Genomic DNA, 20,222 nt, shown 5'->3' with positions numbered 1-20,222 from the left:
AGGGCTATTGCCCTTTTGTTGTTACTAATCGTTTTATCTTTTTAATCGGTGATCCAATTTCCCGTAATAAATGATAGGACTTAGATAGCTTAAATAATATAGATTTTTTAGAATCAGTTTGATAAATACCAATTCTTCTTAATGAGAATTCATGTTGTGATGGTGAATAAATAGACAGTCCAAACTTGTAACCTGCCTTCTTCAAGGCAGATTTAAACCTTTTAGGAATCTCTCCATAAGGATAAGCTATCGAATAAACAGGCTTTGACAAAATCCTTTCTAGAATTTTTTTTGACTGACTAATTTCATCAAATCCATTCTCTCCACTTATTTTAGACAACAAAATATGGTGATGACTGTGGCTTCCAATTTCCATTCCCAAATCCATAAGTGTTTTTATCTCCGATACGTCCATAATTGGTGTTTTTATAGTGCCATGTTCTTCAACATCCCATAAATTATATTTACCAATATATGCAGTTGGCACATAAAATACTGCCTTCATACCTCTTTTGAGCAATTCTGGAATCGCAAAATCGAAAAGTGATTTGGGGCAATCATCAAACGTAATTACAACCTTATTTCTCAATTGCCTGTCAGATAATCCTCTGGTAACGATTTCTTCAAATGTAGTAACCTCCAAATGCATTTTATCAATGCAATCAAGCATTTCAACAAATTTTCGAGGTGTTATAGACCACTTAGCAATGCTCTCATGAGGGTCATCTAGCACATAATGCAACATGATTACGGGGAAATACATTGAGCGTTATTCTATTTTAATAAATGTTTTAGCTAATTTAATTGTTCCCTCGTTAAAAAGCAAGATAAATGTTCCTGGTGGTAAATTAATTACATCTATTTCTGTTTCTAATATTCCCTTATTAACGATAATAGATTTTAATTTTTGTCCGCTTACAGATATTATAATGATTACCCCAACCGTAGTTACTTCTGGATGCTTTACATGCAGCATACTTTGCACTGGATTTGGATATAAAACTAAATCTTTTGATAAATTTAATGAAATCCCATTAAATTGAGGACTATTTACAATAGTACTCTCTTTCCTATTTACTCCAGCCACTATCTTAAAACGCCAATAACCACTTGGTCTTTGCAATTTGCCCACACTAATTGGAGAAGTATATGGTATGAAATCACCATAATTTTCACTATACACTATGTTTTCTGGAAATAGGTCATGGGTGGCAGTAAGGGTATTTGCAATATTGTCGGTAACAATTACTGGCGGCAGTGTTTCCTTAGTTAATGTAAAAGCTGGACTGGATACTATATCGCTTTCCAACCTGTTTATTGAAGCCTCAATTTTAAACTTCCAGTATCCTTCAGCCCTGTTTATATCTCCAACGTTTATCACGCCGGTGTAGCTTTTATAATTTCCGCCATTTTCACTCACTAAAATATCATTGTTATAAAGGTCATGAGTTGCCACCAGGGTATTTAAAATATCATTAGCCAAAAGTTTAGGTACGCTTGGCTTATCAGGAATAGTGAAAACCGGACTACTTACAATAGGGCTTTCTACATTAGTTGCCGAAGCACTTATTTTAAATTTCCAGTAACCTTGAGCCCTATAAATGTTCCCAACATTAATTGTACCTGTGTAAGGCTGATAGCTGCCGTTATTTTCACTCACCACTATTTTAGTTGGATAGGTTGCATGACTGGCTATTAAAGTATTGGCAACATCATCGGCAAAAAGATCTGGTGAAGTAACCAATTCGGTTGGATAAAAGTTAGGACTCTTTACTACACTACTTTCAATTCTATAATCCCCTGCCCGTATCTTAAATTTCCAATACCCTTCTGGCCGGGCGACATTGCCCACTTGAATTGTTCCCGAGTACAATTGGTAACTCCCGCCATTTTCGCTTACCACGATATCCCCTGCATAGGTATCATGACTGGCTGATAAGGTATTGGCAACATCATCAGCGGAAAGAACAGGGACACTCGGTGTAATAACCGCTGTAAAAGCCGGACTGGAGACTACGGCACTTTCTGCTCGGTTAGCGCCAGACTTTACCTTAAATTTCCAATAGCCTGCCGCTCTGGAAACATTACCCACACTGATTGTTCCGGTGTAGCTTTGATAGCTTCCGTCGTTCTCACTAAATACAATCTCAGATGGATATTGGTCGTGGGTGGCAGTAAGGGTATTGGCAATATCGTCAGCGGTAATCTTTGGAGATGTTGGTGTCCCGGTAACGCTAAAGGTTGGACTTGGAACCACGGCACTTTCACCATGGTTCGTACCCGTTCGGAGTTTAAATTTCCAATACCCTTCTGGCCGGGCGACATTGCCCACTTGAATTGTTCCCGAGTACAATTGGTAACTCCCGCCATTTTCGCTTACCACGATATCCCCTGCATAGGTATCATGACTGACTGATAAGGTATTGGCAACATCATCAGCGGAAAGAACAGGGACACTCGGTGTAATAACCGCTGTAAAAGCCGGACTGGAGACTACGGCACTTTCTGCTCGGTTAGCGCCAGACTTTACCTTAAATTTCCAATAGCCTGCCGCTCTGGAAACATTACCCACACTGATTGTTCCGGTGTAGCTTTGATAGCTTCCGTCGTTCTCACTAAATACAATCTCAGATGAATATTGGTCGTGGGTGGCAGTAAGGGTATTGGCAATATCGTCAGCGTTTAAAATCGGGGTCGTAGGAGTAACTATAGTGGTGATCGTAAATGCGGGGCTTCCCACTTCATCACTTTCGTTTCTTTCCTTCGCTGCCTTTATTTTAAACTTCCAATAGCCTGCTGCTCTAGCAACCTCACCTACCTTTATTGTATCAGTATAGGCTTTAAACCCACCACCATTTTCACTGTAAACTATTTCTGACTGGAATTGACCATGCGTACTGATTAAAGTTTTCCTATCATTATCGCCAGTTACCACCGGAGGTGAAGGTGTTGAGGTTGGAGAAGTCTTAATTAACACAATAGATGAATATGATGGAATGCTAACAGATCCCGAATAGACTCTATTTTTATGATCTATATACGAACCGGATAAATTAACGCTTTTGGTAGTTGGCGTTGCATTGTATTCAAATAAAATATAGTCATCCGGGTTGTGGTTTGTTACGCTTGCTTCGTAAAATTCAATATTATCAAGCCAATAAGTAAAGTCATTATTTTGCGAACTAAAGGTGATACAAGCATTTGCTTCAGTTTTAGGAAAAGAAAATAAACACTCATATGTTTTTGATGTAGTGAGTACTTTTACTGTACTAACACTCGAAATTTCAGCATGTGGACTATTAAATTGTCGGATAAATGCAGAGATGTTTACTTCTTTATTCCCAACAACTTTAAATCGGAGAATGTATTTTTTAGATACGTCAACCGCCCCAAAATTTATTAAAAGAAAGGATGGACTTGGGCTAGTCAACTTCAGAGAACCTCCACTACCTAACTTATTTGTATTATCCCATCCTGATGTTGGTGATCCCGATGAAGCATAAAACATAACCCCGTTAGCATTAGTATCGAAATTACCGTTTTCAAGCTTATTGCCACCAACATAATTATTTAATTTAAACTGAGGCAAAATAACAGGACTCGGGCTAGTTGCACCATCCTGCTTAAAGCTATATTTCCAGCTTTCAAGATCATAGAGTTTGGAAGTATAAGATGATGATTGCGCAAATTGTTCAGTTTGGATAATATTCCCTTGATCGAAAGGACGAACATAAAAGTTATTGTCAAACTTACCCATGCCTGCAATATCTGCATCTTTGTTTGAAAATTTACCTATAAGCTGATCGGATGTTTTTGAAAAGAAAATATTTTCTGTAGAGGAAACATTGGTAATTGCTTCGCCTAGTTCATCATGTGCTAAAGCAAGTTGAACAGTATTATTAAAGACAGTGTTCGCACGTAAATTGATATCCCTCCCATTATGGATGAAAATTCCATGGTCGCTGATTTTCGAGATCGTATTGCTTTCCAGTAAAATTCCTGTAGCGTTATCATCAGCATAAAATCCCTTTGCCGGTGCAGATTTTGAATCAATAGCGACGTCACTCCCCTCTCGTGCTCCAATACCATTTAAAATAATGTTACCAATAACTTTTCTGTTTGAATATTTAGTATTTGCGCTACCCGTAAATGTATATATACCACTGCCATCATCTTTTAATAAACAAAAATTGTCAACTAAATTATTTTTTACAGTAATGGATTCTCCGGCAAAATATATACCTGTGTAACCAGTATTTAATACATTATTATATTCTACAAGCATATTATCTCCGCCAACATATACGCCCAGCCCTTTATGATCTCCATTCTGTCCTAATCCAGGAAAATTCATTGTATTAGAGATGGTATTATTTGAAACTTTTGAGTTGTGGCATTTTTCATTCAGGTATACTCCATTGTTCTGAGCGCCTTTGATTATACATTTCTCAACCGTTGTGTATGTGGATTGGTATGCACTGATTGCGCTATTGCCTGAAGATTCAAGATTACAGTTTCGAATGACTATATTGCTTCCATAGCTTAAAGAAAAAGCATGGGCATTTGCGCCATTGAAGGTTAAATTTTCAAAAGTAAGATAAGCGTTTTGTCCATTAGCTTTATTAGCGTAAACGATATTATCAATTGTGCTGGCCTGCACTACGAAAGAAGAAGGTAAATTTGTTCCAAAATAAATATACATTTTCTTGGTAGCTGGGTTATAATACCATTCACCCATTGCATCAAGCGTACGCAAATCATTCTGAATAAAATATCCATATCCATCTGTTGGATAATAGTGTGTATCATTAGTCTGTATGTATGTAATTGTATTTCCTGATTGATTACTTATAATGTGCCTATCAATTATCCAGTGATTTTTCCTAATCACAATTTCTGCACCTTTCCAGTTAATCCCTGAAGTATTATTAGGATCTGTTATGGAATTATTATTGTGTGATTTAATTGTTAGCCACCCTTTATTCGTTGCTGATGCATTAGGGTATCGGCCCATCTCCTGGGCTTGATTATTAAGAACCAAAACATTCACATTGCTACCTAACAAATTGTTCTGACTTTCATAAACTCCATTTCCAACAGGTTGCCACTCTGTAAGCGTAACAAATGCGGTAATGATGGGATTATTTCCGACACCAAATGCAGAGAAGATAATTGGGTTGCCTGCCGATCCATGGCCATTTACAATAATGGAACCATAAAACGTTTCTCCTCTCTTAAACATTACTGCATCGCCTGCCTTTAAACTGGGAAAAAAAACATTTAATTTTTCAATACTTTTCCAGGGAGTATTGGGGTTTTGGGCTTCGACAGCAGACCTGCGGTCATCTCCTGAAACGGATGAAAAATAGTAAGTATCTGCAAAACAAAAATGATAAGACAGCACAAACACCGCACCTAAAAAAGTTCTTAGGAAAAATAATTTGAGAGTACAGAAATTTACAAAATGATTTACGGGACGATTAATCATTTATAAAAGTTAAATTGTTTGATTTAGCTAAAACTAATAAAAATTAACCTTATGAACAGACACTTATGGGAATTTATTGCATTAGATACAAAAATTGTTTTAGAAACCTCGAAATAATACAATACAATGACATAAGTGACATTATTAATAATAACCGCTTGATTTATTGTAAATTACACAACACCTTTTAGGAATTGTATTTAAAATAATACAATAATAACTAAATTTGAAAAGATTGTTTAGCAGCAAAACCGATCACTTGAGATATATTTTGCTCGAATTTGTCAATCGTAAAATATTCTTCAAACCGTAGCTTACCCTTTAGCCCCATCGCTTCGGCATGTTCCGGGTGTTCAGCAAAAAACACAATTTTTTCAGCAATAGCTTCAGGTGTATTTTTGGGAACTAAAAACCCGGTATTTCCGTCTGAGATTACATCAGGTATGCCGCCCTCATGGGTTGAGATAATTGGCAAGCTATGTTGCATAGCTTCCAGATTAACCAGACCAAATGTTTCATAATGATAAAATGTTGGAAAAATAAAAACATCGGCATGATTAAAAAAGTTGAGTTTCTCTGTTGCGTATTTTGGGCCATGAGCAAATACTTGCATCGAAAGATCATTTTCTTCAACAAACTTGTCGAACTCTTCAGGAGTGATATCGGTCCAGCCACCCACAAAATTACATACAAACGGAATATTTCGATTCTTTAATAATACGCAAGCATGCAATAAATCGTAAACACCTTTTTCTATCATCATATTTGATAGATACAATAGTGAAATGGCATTAATGGAAGATTTTTCTTTAGGCTTTTTCTGTGTACATACAGTGCTTACAGGAATTCCGTATGGGCAATAAAAAACATCGGTCTCCTTAACAAACCTTTGAATATCCGAATATAGATATTTTGACAATAATATAGACTTGGTACCTTTAAAAGCAAATCGGTATAAAGCATCATTAACTTTATTTTGCTTAGCTAGTGCGACACCTTTATTATGGAAATGGTATAGAATTTTTTTATTTGCAAGTTTAAGTAGTGCAACAACTATTAAATCTTTGTAAAAAGCTGGCCCACTTGCAGTAAGGGAAAGATAGCATAAATCATAATTTTTAGTAGAAATAAGTTTAAGTATTTTCCCTAGGATAGATAAAAACTTAAATGCTTTTCTAATACTCCCTTTTCCAGTTTGAGATAAAACTGTATTTGTAGCTAAGCTAATGTAATCGGTATTATGTTCACTGTTAATAATTTTACTCTCTTTGATATATGTATTGGCGATTGAGGCTCCGTGTATTGGTGGAGGTAAATGCAAAATAAATAAAACGTTAAGTTTTTTAGATTCCGTAACTAACATTTTCAAGAAATTATAGGGTTAGCTTGTGGTAATCTGTTTTTATCGCCTATAGCATAATTTACAGCATCAATAAGCCCATCAGCAGCTTGTTGATGATTATATTGTTTAACAAGGTTAATGGACTGGTTGGAGAAGTTACTTAAGAGTTGCTGATCATGAAGTAAATTTAAAATATGACTGACCCAAGCGCTTACATCATAAGGAAGCACATAGCCATTTCTATTATGAACAACCAGTTCTCCTGCTACCCCTGCATCCTTACTTGTAATAACCGGCGTACCACTCGCACATGCTTCATTCGCAACAATACCCCAAACATCATCCATGGTAGTAAATAAAAACAATTTGGATTTTGCATAATATTCGAACAGAGTATTTTGATCAAGAAAACCTGCAAAGTGAAAATCTACATGATTATTCTCAAGTTTAGTCAAAAGTTGATCTTTTAATACACCGTCGCCTACAACAAGCACTTTCAATTTCGGAAAAAGTTTATTTAAAGCAATGGCCACATCAGCAAAAAAAAGCGGCAATTTTCGCTCTGTTATCTGTCCAGAGTACATGATATGAAACTCCCTCTCCTGTAGTGGCTGGTATTTAAGTTTGGAGTTATCAACACATAAACAACTTCGAAAAATCTTTTCACTCCTTACGCCGTAACTTTTATAGAGTGCCACCGTGCCATTTCCCGGGGCCATAAATGAGCTAGTAAGCTTATATACAAACTTTCTGATTAATTTCTGAACAAATGATAGATGTAATTCTGAATCATAGGTACCATCATTATATACAATGAGTTTTTTGCCATTAAGAATACACCATAATACACCGTAAAGCATAGTAGGTTTAAATGCTGTGATAATTAATACCGAGGGTTTTGTTTTATTTAACAATTTCCAAACATTAGTATTATTATGCCTGAAAGTTTTCGCTACCTCGGCTAAAAAATAAATGGGATAATTGCCGTAGGAGAGCTTCCAGCTGCGGTTTGGCTCTAACTTGGCACAATAAATAACATCGTAGGTAAAATCTGCCGATTCATGCACCAACTCATGCATTCTTTCTCGGTAGGGGCCAGGAACCTGCGTTAAATACGAAACACGAATTTTCGATTTTTTCATCTATATAAATAGGTTAGACTTTGAACTTGTCCCAAATTACGGGGAAAAATGTTTTAAGCCACAGTTTAACAAATGTTTCCGGTAATGAAATAGGAAAAAATTTTCTTGTAAGATGAAGATATTCTTTATAAGCTAAGCCTTTCGGACTTTTTAAATACTTAATCCGTTCAGATAACGTTGTTTTTTGTGATTTCCAATTATTGCCATGATCATCTGTACAAATGCCTAGCACTCCTGGAGCCACATGTACTCCAAAACCTTTTCGCTTAGCGTATAGTGTATAGTCAAAATCAGCAATTCCATGACTGTACGCCTGAGAGAGTATGCCAATGCTTTTAACTATTTTATCTGGAACGAGCATAATATTTGCATTTCCTAGGTCGCAAGCTAATATCTCTTTTTCACTAAATACATCTGCATATTTAATTTTATACTTCGAGATAAGTTTTTTCCCACCGTATGAGATGGAACTATTTTCAAATTCAGAGGTGCTACCGATTAAAATTGACTGGAGGTTCTCATTAGCATAAATTTTGTTATAACTATCTAATAAAACTTGTATAGCATTTACATTTAGAACAGTATCATCATTTAAAAGAAGATAGAAATCAGCTCCCTTTTTCAAAGCTTCACTCCAGGAGTTGCGCATACCTCCTGCCCAAAATAATTTTCCATTTCCATGTAGAATGTGTGCATATGGCCAGATTTCTGCCACCGCCTCTGCAGTTCCATCTGATGAACAATCGTCTGTTAAGAAAATTTCAAACTGAACGTTGCTCTTAATCTCTTGCGCTAGCAGGCTTTTGATACAGGCGATTGTTTTCTCTTTTCGATTAAATGTGGCGAGTAATACTGCTATTTTCATATGCTTTTAAATTTTCAGTTGGTATTACAACAATTTTTTGAGATAATAGGTATATTAAGGAATTATAAATTGAGAGTAAAATCAGGATGAGCATAAAATAATTCGCATCTCTTATAAATTGAATTTTGAATTGATTAATCATTAGAAACATGAAAAGCAGGTTAAATCCAAGTAAAAAATCTACAAGGAAAAATTGGTGTTTCTTTAGCTTAAAATAGAGCTTAAAGCCGCGATACATGCTAATAAAAAATAACGATAAAAACAGAATAGCTCCTAAGTATCCCCACAACACTACGGCGCTCATGTAAAGATTGTGATAGTCTGGAATTTCATCCGGTCTAACCTTATCAAAATGGGCTACAATGTACATCCTTCGGTTTGTAAAATAGCCACTTCCAAGTAATCCCCTATTCTTTTCAATTTTTTTAAATCCATATTCGAAAATCTCACCACGATTCATGTCCTTACCACTCAATATACTTTTCAGCGATACTTGCTTCATATCAACTTCCTCACTTCTCTTGGTAAAAATGGAGAAATCTACAATGGTGTGAATTGTATTGATAACAAAAAATAAAGCTACAGCTGATGCCCCAATCAGCACAATTTTGATGCTGAGTCTTCTATAAAGGAAAACCATTGTAAGCAAAACAAGGAATGGTAATAGTAATATTGATGATCGTGTACCAGATAAAACAATAGCTAGGACCCCTAAGCCACATAAACCTATTGAAAAAAGAAAAAATCTTTTACTCACCGCTCTAAAAGAACCACTCAATACTCCTGGTAAGCAAATCGCAATAATAGATATTGAATATTCAGCATAATACTCAAAATTACCTAACGTTCCAGCAGCCCTCGGTATGCCTAATTCCCATTCCGCATTTGGCCCAACGTTAGGAAAAAAGTCAACTGGTGATACAAAGTAATCATAGCGTTGATTAATTGCATTAACGAACATATATAAAAAGAATATCCCTGTTATATATATAAACTGTATATATTTTTGGGCATCTAGATTAACTTTAGAACAATAATAAAACAGGAAAAAAAAATTAAGAAAACAAATGGTGGAAGAAATTTTCAAACCTGTAGAAGTACTACCTCCAATTAAACACAATACTTGGATAATACCCAATCCTAAAATTAAAAATACTGTGTTCTTTTGTAAGGTTATATTACCAAAAAATTCATTTCCATACCTCAATAAATACGCGATCAATGCAACGGAAGCTACAAAGTTAAATGTGCCGCCAATTTCATATCCATAAGTATAATGATTACAGATAAACAATTGCATTAAAAAACCAAAGAAATCTTTTTTATACAGCGTGATAAAAAAAATTAGGGTAATTAAAAATAATGCTAGCAAAACAACAGGAATGGGAAATTTTGAATACGTGAACTGTCCAATAATCGCAAGAGCGATTATTTTAAGTAAAGTTGAAGCGATAGATGTTTTTTTAATCTCCATTATCAGTTAATAAGGCTCGTAATTTCTTCATAAATATGTTTATAAGCTTCTGCCTGTACCTGTATACTATAACTTCCCCCAATAGTTTCTGCAATAAGTTTTCTATTGAACATGTTGAGTTTATTGGCACAACGCAAAAGTGATACTTTTAAGCCTTCGGTTGATATTTCATCGGAGAGATAGCCATTTTGTCCATTCACAATCAAATCTTTTAATCCACCAATATTAAAACCTACCACAGGTGTTCCTGAAGCCAGACTTTCGAGCATAACATTTGGGAAATTATCTTCTCTGCTCGGTAAAAGATAGATATCTGCTGCACTATATATTTCACTAATTTCCTGTTCCGAATGAATGCTCCCCAGATATAAAACCTTATTCTTTCTTTGAGCTTTCTTAATATTTCCTACAGCTACAAACTGAAATCTTGAAGAAACTTCATCATCCTCGATAAGTTCAAGAATATGCTTAAAACCTTTACGTATGCTTTTTACGGTTTCTGAAATAAATAAAACCGTGATTTTATTTGTATCTAATTTAAATTTAGCTTTTAAGGGCTGTTGCTTTTTGAAGTTGAAAACACTGCTATCTAAGCCATTAGGGATATGAAAATGTCTAAAACCCCTTAAAATCTCAGAAGATCGGGCCTCATTCATAAGCCATTTTGAGGGTGAAACCACAATCATCTTCGATGAAGGCAAATTTTTTATCGAAGCGAGTTTACATAAGTATTGTTCATGATTGATTGCAAGAAGGTGTGGATTTCTTATATTATCTTCTCTATAATGAAATCCGCCTTGGAAAGCATTCATATCATGCTGCGTCCATACAATTGGTTTTTCCAATTTTTCGAAAAAAGTAGGATAGTCAACAAAATTCGGAATCCAATGTAAATTAACAACATCGCATTCTTTAACAAGAGGATGTTCGGCTAAATTAATGAATGAGGTTCTGGCAAAGGAAAAATATTCAAATTCACCATCAAAGCTCTTATATAAATTATCATTTCTATGCTCAAGCGTTTGTGGCAACTGCATTTTTTTTAGCACTCTCAAAAACAAAATAAAATATCTATTTTTCTTGGGGTACTCAAAAACGCCAGTAGTTTGAGTTCTCTTTTCAAGCACTAAAATTTTACTTTGCAAACCAATACCACTTAGCCCTTTATGCAATCTCAACGCCGCGGTGCCTGCGCCCCCGCTATCAGAAAAAGTAATATGTAATATTTTTAATGCCATTATATAGCCTTGCTTTTAGCTTTAGATAATATTTTTGCAACTGTGGCATCATATAAAAGCTTGAACTTACTTCGTCCCTTCAGGTAGAATGTACGTCCATGGTATTTATCAAATTCGTAGGCAGAATGAAAATACTTTGGTTCAGTTAATACTTCTTCAATCTCATCACGTTTTCTATGATGTGCACTTGTAGTTTCACTAAAATGCACTCCAACATCTCCAATATTGGTAACAAGGTTTTTAACAGGAGTAATGCAAAGCCCATTATTCTTGAAAACAGCAAATTGCCATTGGTAATCCCATGTATGCTTTCTTGCCTGATTATAGAGATTATCGAACATATATTCCCACCTTTTATAAAGCGGAAAATAATTATCCAGGATGGTATGAAGTAAACCCTTATGCCGAAAGTCGGGCCAATCCTGCATTAAAAAATCGTACTTTATCCACGATCTTTTCCAAGTAGCCCAGCCCCAAATATGGGCATATTTACTAAAAAAGTAACTGGTATCATCAACCTCATATTCTTCATTCCAACGCGTGCCAGCAATATGCATTATCCTGGTATCATGAGCATATGTATCTAACAATTTATTGCAAAAACCAAAAAAAGATTGTGATGGCACGCAATCATCCTCTAGGATAATGAGTTGTTCCTCATTCTCAAATGCCCAGCTTATGGCACCAGAAACTCCGAGCCCACAGCCTTGATTAGTTTCCATAAATCTTGTAAAAAGGGCCCCCTTCCAATCAATAGATTTAACTAATTCTCTTATTTGTTTAATTAAAATTAAATCCTCAACCTTCTTATTTTCACGAGGACCGTCAGAAAAAACATATAATCGCTCAGGGTTGTATTTTATAATTGCTTCGATGACGCTCTTAGTTGTATCTGGCCGATTGAATGTGATTAAAAGAACTGCAGTTTTATCTATTTTCATAATTGGATAGGTTAAAAATCAAATTGAAATCCAAGAAATTTTTTTAATAAGAAATTAGATCCTCTATGAAATAATTTAACCTTTAACTTAAGCCAAAGCAGAAATATTACAATCTGTTTATCAAAAAACTTGAAGTTTTTTACACCTTCTAAAGAATTCAAGGTAATTGTTTTTGAAGTTTCATACTCATGAGAAAGATAGCTTAAACATTTTTTAGCAATCTTTATCGAATCATAAATGGAAACGATCCTATTCCTACCCTTTTTGCCTAATTCGATTCTTAGTGAAACATTTTCATAAAGTCTACAGATAGAATTAAACATTTCTTGCCTATTATTTACACAAAATCCGCCAATAGCATCTCCAACTACCTCTGCTTGTGAATTATCTGCCCAAGGCGTATTTAATACAACAACCGGAGTTTCGCACAGTAGGGATTCTGCTAACACATAACCAAAACTTTCACCTTGACTGGAAGCATGAACAAACACATCGATGCTTGAATAACAATCGCATAATAACTTATCTCCTGTAATCTTATTGATATGAATTACGTAATCGCTTAGGCTTCTCTCTTTAACATAATTTAGAAGTTGCTGACTGGGACTAACTAAAATCATAATTACGTTTGTAGATATTGTGTTAACGAACATCTCTAAAGTATCAATTAAATACTTTGACCATTTGCCTCCAAAACTTTGACCGATTTTGCCCAATACAAAAGTCTCTTCAGGTATATTGTAGTATCTCCTGAAATTAGCACGGTCTTCAGCATTTGATTTCTTGAAATTATTTACCTCTACAGGATTCGGTAATACCAAAGACTTTTTTTTATTCCCGCCTCTTGAGATATAAAGATAATTGCACCATTCAGAAAGTTGGAAAGAATATTTTAGCATGTCTTCAGAATAATCAGAGAGTGCAGAAAAAACATTAGTTTCAATAAATACCGCAGATGGACACATTTCTCTGATCTTCAAAATATCAACTCCTTTAATTGCATGTGAGTGTAGATGGACTACATCCGGAGACCATTTCTTTAACTCCAATAAATAACTTTCTGATACACCAACATTTACATTAATTCCAGCCTGTTTCAGATCAACCGCTCTTTGACCACCAGCATATAATGCTAACATTCTGCTATCATTCCTTAGTCTGAAATACGCTTCACAAAATGTCTGAGCAGCTCTTTGGGTACCTCCCTGTTCAAGATTATAAACAACAGTAAGAATTTTCATTAAATCTTTAATTTAAAAATATTTTTTGTTGGTATAAATAATATCGCCTCAATCCTTAATAAATATATCCACCTTTCATTATATAAGAAAAAACCAAAAAAGAACAATGAGGTATCTGCAATCAATGTACTAAGGGAAGCTCCCACGGTTCCAAACCAAGGAATTAGATAAATATTAGCTACAATATTTATTGCAGCAATTAGCAATTGCCTGTACAAAATGGTTTTGCTTTTGTTCAGTTTTTGCAATATTGTACTTGTCACTATGTTTAAATAAGTGAAGGGTATTGTCCAAATAAGAATATTCACTACAGCTATACTGTCTTCATATTTTGCTCCATATAGCAGATTGATAGCGTATGAAGAAAAAATGTTTACCCCAATAGATAATAATACAAGCAAAAAGAATATTGATCTCAACATAAAAATCAGTTTATTTCGCTCTTTACTAAAATCCATCTCTAAAATTTTAGGATAAATAGATTGGCTTATAAGCATGGGAATAAATGTGAATATTTCAGCAAATTTTACTCCCACGGCGTAATATCCAACATTAATATCATTCATGTAACTCTTAATCATAACTTGGTCGATCCTCATCCCGATTGAAATAGAAATGCTTGATAATATCAAAGGCCAGCTATCCTTCAATAACATAAAGCAAATTCCTTTATCGAAACTCCAAGCTTTTATAGTCTCCCTATTCTTTTTATAAAAATATATGAGACCGATTGCAAGTACAATATTCTCAATAACCGTCAACAAGGCGAATAATGCCAGCTGAGCTTTAAATATTAAAAAAAGGACTTTTAATATTGTAGATATTATCAATACGAGTATGTTCACGTATACTACAAACTTCGATTCGACCTTTGATTGAAAATAGAAGTCAATTACATTAAAGCTTTGAAATATTGTGGATGATGCAACAATTAAAACAACAACTTTAGTATAATAGTCACTGGAGATTACATTTATGGCAATAAACAAAAAAATAAAAGTAACTGATCCACCAATCAATTTCATGATAAAGGACGTTCCGAGCAATAAATTTTTATCGTAGTTCTTTTTTACAAGTTCCCTGATCACAATATTATTTAATCCTAGCGTTGCTAATGCACTGAATAAGGCCACTAAACTTTGAGCGTAATTTAATACACCAAATTTTTCTGGGCCCAAATATCTCGCAACCCAAACCCCCACAACAAGTCCTACACACATCCTAATAAGCTGTTCTGAAAACAGCCAGGAGGTATTGAAAATGTATTTCTTTATATTCTGGTTCTCACCTAGTAAGCGTATCTTTCTAACTAGTTCAGGCATATTACTATCGTCGTCTTGTTATTTAGATCTAGGCATATACAATAACCACCTAAAATCTACTTTTGAAATCACCAAAAACTGGCTTCAGGAAGCTAGAATTATTGTTACTATAATATGAATCATCATACTGATAACCATATCCGTATTTTACCCGCTGTAAAGAATTAAAAACAATACCTATATTGTTTATCTGGCTTTGATTTTGTAATTGCTTTAGAAACTGAAGCTCCTTTTTATCTGTATAGCCCTGTCTTACCACATATAGTGTCAAGTCACTTAATCTAGACAATATGATGGCATCAGGCACCAGGTGTGCGGGTGGACTATCAATAATAATATCGTCAAAATCCTCTTTTAACTTATCTATCAATTTGGCAAGTTCTCGTTTTTCAAGTAATTCGGAAGGATTATCGACAATACTACCGCAGCTGATTAAACTGAGATTACTATTTTTATCAACCTGCTGAATAATATCAGCGATGTTTGCTTTACCGTTTAAGTATTCGCTTAAACCCTTGTGCGTAGCGCTAAGACCAAAATATTCAGCAACTTTAGGTTTTCTCATATCCAACTCAAGTATTACTGTCTTTTTAAAAGCTAAAGACAAGGCCTTGCTAATGTTAGCGCTGATAAAACTTTTCCCCTCCTTCGATACACTTGAAGTTACCAATGTGACTCTTCCGGTTTCTCTCTTACCGTGTAGATAGTGAAGTTTTATTCTTAACGCCCGTAATTCTTCACTTATGGCATTTTGTTTATTAGAAGTAATCGTTGTCGATTCTGCTGACTTCTCGTATGGAAGTTCACCTACAACTGGAATCTCCACTACGTCAGAAATATCCTGAGCCGAGATTATTTTTGTTGATAAAGCACCTCTTCCATAAATAACGCCAATAGGTAAACCTAAACCAAAAACAAACGCTATGACATAAGTTAATGCTTTAGGGTCTTTTGGTTCTTCAGAATAAGCATTATCCACTATTCGATTATTTGATAAATTCGAGGCGTATTTAACTGCAACCTCTTCTCTTTTTTGAAGAAGATAGGTATACGTATTTTCCTTACTGGATTGCTGCCTCTTAATGTTTACAAACTGGCGTTCATCGGTCGGAATGTCTCTGATTGAAGATTCAAATTTGTTGTTATAGGATTGTAGTTTATTTCGGGTATCAAGCAAATTACTTTTGATATTTTTAACACTTTCCTTAATCATGGCCCTTGTTGTCTTAATCTGTCTGTTAATTGGATCAAACTCGGGATTACTTTCAGGCATGTCTGCAGCCATTTTATCATGAGTTAATTGCAGGTTTGCTAATTTTTCGATTGAACTAGATAAAGCAGCATCACTGATACCAATCGCAGATGGAATTTTATTACTGTTCGCTCCTGAATTAACGTAACTTTCAATTCCATTAATGACACTTAACTGTAGATTCGCTTCGTTAAGTTTGGCATCATTTGCCTGCAAATTCTCCAAACTGATTTTTGTTTGAGAACTGATGTCGGTTAATCCTTTACTACTTTTAAAGTTTTCGATACCAGATTCTGCCGTTGACAGATCGCCATTTAAAGAGGCAAGCCGTTGATCGAGAAAGTCTAAAGTATTTTTTAACTCTCTGTTTTTCTCATCAGATGAAGAAGCATAATAGCCTGAAATCAAACCATTCAAAATATCTCTTCCCCGTTTATCATTGATATCAGAAACGGTTAAATCGATAGCAGTTCCTAACTTGCTTGACAAACTTGCATCTATGGATTGCTGGAGTTCTAAAGTTTTTGTTTCTGGTTCAGAAATAGCCATAAATAAAATCTTATCTTTCGATTGAAGGATATTTCGTGATGGAATCAGCTTCCATGTACCAAACGAGTTTGTAAAAACCTCGTTAAAACTTGCAATCTTGGTAGATTTATCTGGTAGGTAAAGAGTAAATGATTTGGCATCTATTATCCTAATCTTTACACCTTCATTATCTAATTTTCCAGTTTTCTTTAGAAGTACAAATTTAACAGGAGCGTCTTTGTACATATCAAGAGTGGCTAAGCCATCACTGTTACTAAATAAGCCATCCTTTCTGTAATATGTTACCCAGAGTCCTAAATCATTCACAATTTCATTTACCAATTGTCTTGACTTTAAGACTTTAATTTCATTATCTATTAATTGGGCATTATTGGTTAATCCTATATCATCAAGTGGTTGTCCCTTCGAATTTGTCGACTTGCTATCATCTTTGACAATTAATGTCGCCTTAATATCGTAAACTGGCTTGTAACGTTTTAAATAAACGAACGCTAAGGCAATAGTAAATACTAATGCAATTAGAAATAATGGCCAGTGAAACAAATACCTTCCCAAAATTTCTTTCCAGTTTTCATCACTCTTTTTTGTTTCTCCTATTATATAGGTTGTAAACTGTGCCTGTTGAGTACTCATAGGGTTTATCTATAAATATTTGAGAGAACAATAGCTATAATTGATAGGCCAGATAATACTAGTGTCGCAGTTCTATAGCCACGATCTACTGTGGCGTATTTAGTACGATCTGGCTGCACATATATTTCATCATTATTGCGAACGTAGTAATATGGCGATTCAAATATCTTTTTTGAGGTGAGGTCAATAGGAATAAACTGTCGTTTACCGTCTTCTTCTCTAACCAAAATAACCGTTTTACGCATGGCTGTAATATTTAAATCGCCGGCCATACTTAATGCTTGGGTAATTGTTGTGCGTTCGTTTTGCAAACTATATACATTCGGACGCTCTACATCTCCATATACACTTACTTTAAAATTTAATATTCTCACATTAACAACAGGGTCATTATAGTATTTCAAAAGCATCACATTTAACTTTTCCTGAAGTTCAGTAGTGGTCAATCCCTCAACCTTTACGCTACCAATTACAGGTAAGTGAACATTCCCTTTAGTGTCAACCTGATAACCAGGAATTGCATTTTGCTGATTGTTAGGCTCATAACTAAATATCGAGGAAGATTCTGGTGTTCTACTACTTACCTTGATGGCTAAAATATCTGTAGGTCTGATGGTTAAAGGAGAAAAGTTTTTAACATCTTCGATTATCGGCTTACTACGATCGAGGTCTTGATAATACGGGATATTCTTATATGAACCACATGAGCTCAATATTAATAAACTGGCAATCAAAAAATAATAATTCTTATTCATTGTGGTTTTGAGATAAATACAGGTAATGACACTGAGGGTTTAAATTAACGATACGAAAATGCTGTATTCCCTATTTTAAAGCAATAGCCCCATAGGGCTATGCCTAATATTCAAGGGTTAGAATGTATTATATATAATACAAATTTAACACCATATGTCAATTTTATTTTAATATTGGTATGAGTGAAAGGCTGGCAATAAAAACTTTAAGAAGTTAATAAAACACCATTCTAATTGCCTTTATTGATGTTTAAATAATGATTATCACAATTCGATTTCCGACTAGGTGATGAAAATATTGTAAATTTGGATGATTACAATTCTACACAGCTAAAAATTTCAATTCGTTCTCATACAGGAGCAAGAAGAAAATATATTTTTGCAGCGTCGGGTTTTAACATATATTTGTCTTATCTAATTTTAATGTTAAGAACGCAGCTCCATTGATTTAATTCCCCTATCCTTTAAAAACTACGATCGATCTATTTTTCCAGGCTTCAAGGGTATCATTATCTATGACCTGTAAGTTTTACAAAAAAATATGGATTAAGCTATGATTAAGATTGTTTTACATACAAGTATTTAGCTGGCACAACTTCATCAAGAATAATTAGAATGACTTATAGGGGCGATCTATGAGAGCAGAAATCTTAATTAATTGTACTATCATTTTAAGTAGAATTAAAGAGATTTCCTTTAAATGATTATCAATTAGAAATTGATAATCGAATGTTAATACGACTAATGTTGAAAGTTAAGTTTAAACTATGAATGTGCTATTCTACCATCGTTTTCTGAAACGTACAGATGCTGCCGCAGTACCTCGACACTTTTTTTATGGAGTACTGGATCTTGAAAAATTCGATATTAATGTATCCTTCATTGAAGATGCCACTATAGGAAATCGCATATTTCTTGCTATTAAACTTGCTTTTAGAATACTATTCTTAGATGAATCATATGATATCATTTACGGATCTACGCCACATGGATTGGAATTACTAGTGTTCCTGAGGGCATTATGCTTATTCAACAAACCTATTGTAGTCTGGCAACATCGAGCCTTAAAAGCTTCCACTAATCCGATCAAAAGTTTGTTTCTTAAATTCTATTATAGCGGATTTGATAAATTTATTATGTTCAGCGAACTCCACATTCAAAAAACACTGTCTCATAAAAGTACCTCAAAGAATAAGTTGGTACAGATGCATTGGGGTCCTGATACAGAATATTTCGACCGAATTATTGCTGAAACCAATATTGATAACAACAGTCATTACTTCTGCTCTACTGGCAGAGAAAACAGAGATTTTCCTACGTTAATTCAGGGTTTTGCAGGTTTAGAAAATAGTATACTTAGAATTTATACAACCAAGCAACATGGCAAAATGAACAACGAAAAACTTTTACTGGATTATGGAGATAAGTATAAAAATGTAGAGGTTTATATTATCGAAAATAAACCCAACCTTAACCGATTTTTATCTCAGGAAGTATATAAAAGCAAGTGTGCCGTAATTTCCTGCCATGAACATAATTATACCGTTGGGCTTACCTCTTTATTAGAAGCCATGGCCTTAGGAAAAGCAGTAATTACTTCCGACAACCCTTATTTCCCAATTGATGTAGAGAAAGAAGGCATAGGTATCAAAGTTCCCTATGGCAACTCAAACGCATGGAAAAAAGCTGTTGATTACATTTCACAAAATCCGGAAATTTGCCATGAAATGGGAAAAAAGGCACGAATATTTATTGATGAGAAATGCAACTCAGACATATTATCTTATACAGTTGCTAAATGCCTAAATGATGTGGCAAAAAGAAATGTTAATCTAAATATTACGAACCCCTAGCGTAACATATTACTTAAGTTTTAGAAACAAAGTCTAACGGTTAATAATATAATCCTTCCTTTTGCTATAAAAGACTACAGCAAATTGCTTTGATGTGCCTAAACATCCCACATCGTACATTGGCAGA

The 20,222-nt window shown here is 34.5% G+C and carries 13 protein-coding genes; 1 reads left to right on the top strand and 12 read right to left on the bottom strand.

Annotation, left to right across the window (positions count from 1 at the left end):
• Nucleotides 1-4: 4 nt before the first annotated feature.
• The 12 genes from ON09_RS24000 to ON09_RS02015 all read right to left on the bottom strand — a co-directional run bounded on the left by ON09_RS24000 (nucleotide 5) and on the right by ON09_RS02015 (nucleotide 18,242).
• The gene (locus ON09_RS24000) at nucleotides 5-763 is read right to left on the bottom strand and encodes a polysaccharide deacetylase family protein (protein ID WP_010599403.1); all 759 of its coding nucleotides are present in this window, start codon (nucleotides 761-763) and stop codon (nucleotides 5-7) included.
• A 6-nt stretch (nucleotides 764-769) separates the two neighbouring features.
• On the bottom strand, nucleotides 770-5,488 hold the full coding sequence (locus tag ON09_RS02065; RefSeq protein ID WP_010599402.1) for a right-handed parallel beta-helix repeat-containing protein: 4,719 nt from the start codon (nucleotides 5,486-5,488) through the stop codon (nucleotides 770-772).
• Between the two features lie 220 nt (nucleotides 5,489-5,708).
• Nucleotides 5,709-6,851 carry a glycosyltransferase family 4 protein gene (locus tag ON09_RS02060; RefSeq protein ID WP_010599401.1) on the bottom strand — a complete coding sequence of 381 codons (1,143 nt, stop codon included), beginning with the start codon at nucleotides 6,849-6,851 and terminating at the stop codon, nucleotides 5,709-5,711.
• Between the two features lie 2 nt (nucleotides 6,852-6,853).
• On the bottom strand, nucleotides 6,854-7,972 hold the full coding sequence (locus tag ON09_RS02055) for a glycosyltransferase family 4 protein (protein WP_010599400.1): 1,119 nt from the start codon (nucleotides 7,970-7,972) through the stop codon (nucleotides 6,854-6,856).
• Nucleotides 7,973-7,985: 13 nt separating this feature from the next.
• Complete coding sequence (locus ON09_RS02050; protein WP_010599399.1) at nucleotides 7,986-8,837, bottom strand: glycosyltransferase family 2 protein; 852 nt, start codon at nucleotides 8,835-8,837, stop codon at nucleotides 7,986-7,988.
• A complete protein-coding gene (locus ON09_RS02045) occupies nucleotides 8,806-10,311 on the bottom strand; it encodes an O-antigen ligase family protein (RefSeq protein WP_010599398.1) in 1,506 nt (501 codons plus the stop codon). Before ON09_RS02045 ends, ON09_RS02050 begins: the two co-directional genes overlap by 32 nt.
• Before the next feature lie 2 nt (nucleotides 10,312-10,313).
• Complete coding sequence (locus ON09_RS02040) at nucleotides 10,314-11,549, bottom strand: glycosyltransferase (protein WP_010599397.1); 1,236 nt, start codon at nucleotides 11,547-11,549, stop codon at nucleotides 10,314-10,316.
• Nucleotides 11,549-12,490: a hypothetical protein gene (locus tag ON09_RS02035; protein WP_029204054.1), complete on the bottom strand. Its 942-nt coding sequence runs from the start codon at nucleotides 12,488-12,490 to the stop codon at nucleotides 11,549-11,551. Before ON09_RS02035 ends, ON09_RS02040 begins: the two co-directional genes overlap by 1 nt.
• 11 nt (nucleotides 12,491-12,501) lie before the next feature.
• Nucleotides 12,502-13,731 carry a glycosyltransferase family 4 protein gene (locus tag ON09_RS02030; RefSeq protein ID WP_010599396.1) on the bottom strand — a complete coding sequence of 410 codons (1,230 nt, stop codon included), beginning with the start codon at nucleotides 13,729-13,731 and terminating at the stop codon, nucleotides 12,502-12,504.
• The gene (locus ON09_RS02025) at nucleotides 13,731-15,053 is read right to left on the bottom strand and encodes a flippase (RefSeq protein ID WP_010599395.1); all 1,323 of its coding nucleotides are present in this window, start codon (nucleotides 15,051-15,053) and stop codon (nucleotides 13,731-13,733) included. The genes ON09_RS02030 and ON09_RS02025 overlap by 1 nt, the downstream gene beginning before the upstream one ends.
• 49 nt (nucleotides 15,054-15,102) lie before the next feature.
• Nucleotides 15,103-17,487: a GumC family protein gene (locus tag ON09_RS02020; protein ID WP_010599394.1), complete on the bottom strand. Its 2,385-nt coding sequence runs from the start codon at nucleotides 17,485-17,487 to the stop codon at nucleotides 15,103-15,105.
• Nucleotides 17,488-17,492: 5 nt separating this feature from the next.
• The gene (locus tag ON09_RS02015; protein ID WP_010599393.1) at nucleotides 17,493-18,242 is read right to left on the bottom strand and encodes a polysaccharide biosynthesis/export family protein; all 750 of its coding nucleotides are present in this window, start codon (nucleotides 18,240-18,242) and stop codon (nucleotides 17,493-17,495) included.
• Nucleotides 18,243-19,009: 767 nt separating this feature from the next.
• Here ON09_RS02015 and ON09_RS02010 point away from each other — a divergent pair.
• Complete coding sequence (locus tag ON09_RS02010) at nucleotides 19,010-20,095, top strand: glycosyltransferase (protein ID WP_010599392.1); 1,086 nt, start codon at nucleotides 19,010-19,012, stop codon at nucleotides 20,093-20,095.
• Nucleotides 20,096-20,222: the final 127 nt, after the last annotated feature.

The organism is Pedobacter agri PB92, assembly GCF_000258495.1.
Classification (GTDB): domain Bacteria; phylum Bacteroidota; class Bacteroidia; order Sphingobacteriales; family Sphingobacteriaceae; genus Pedobacter; species Pedobacter agri.
The sequence above is the reverse complement of the archived record's forward strand: the minus strand, read 5'-3'. Positions and strand labels throughout refer to the sequence as shown.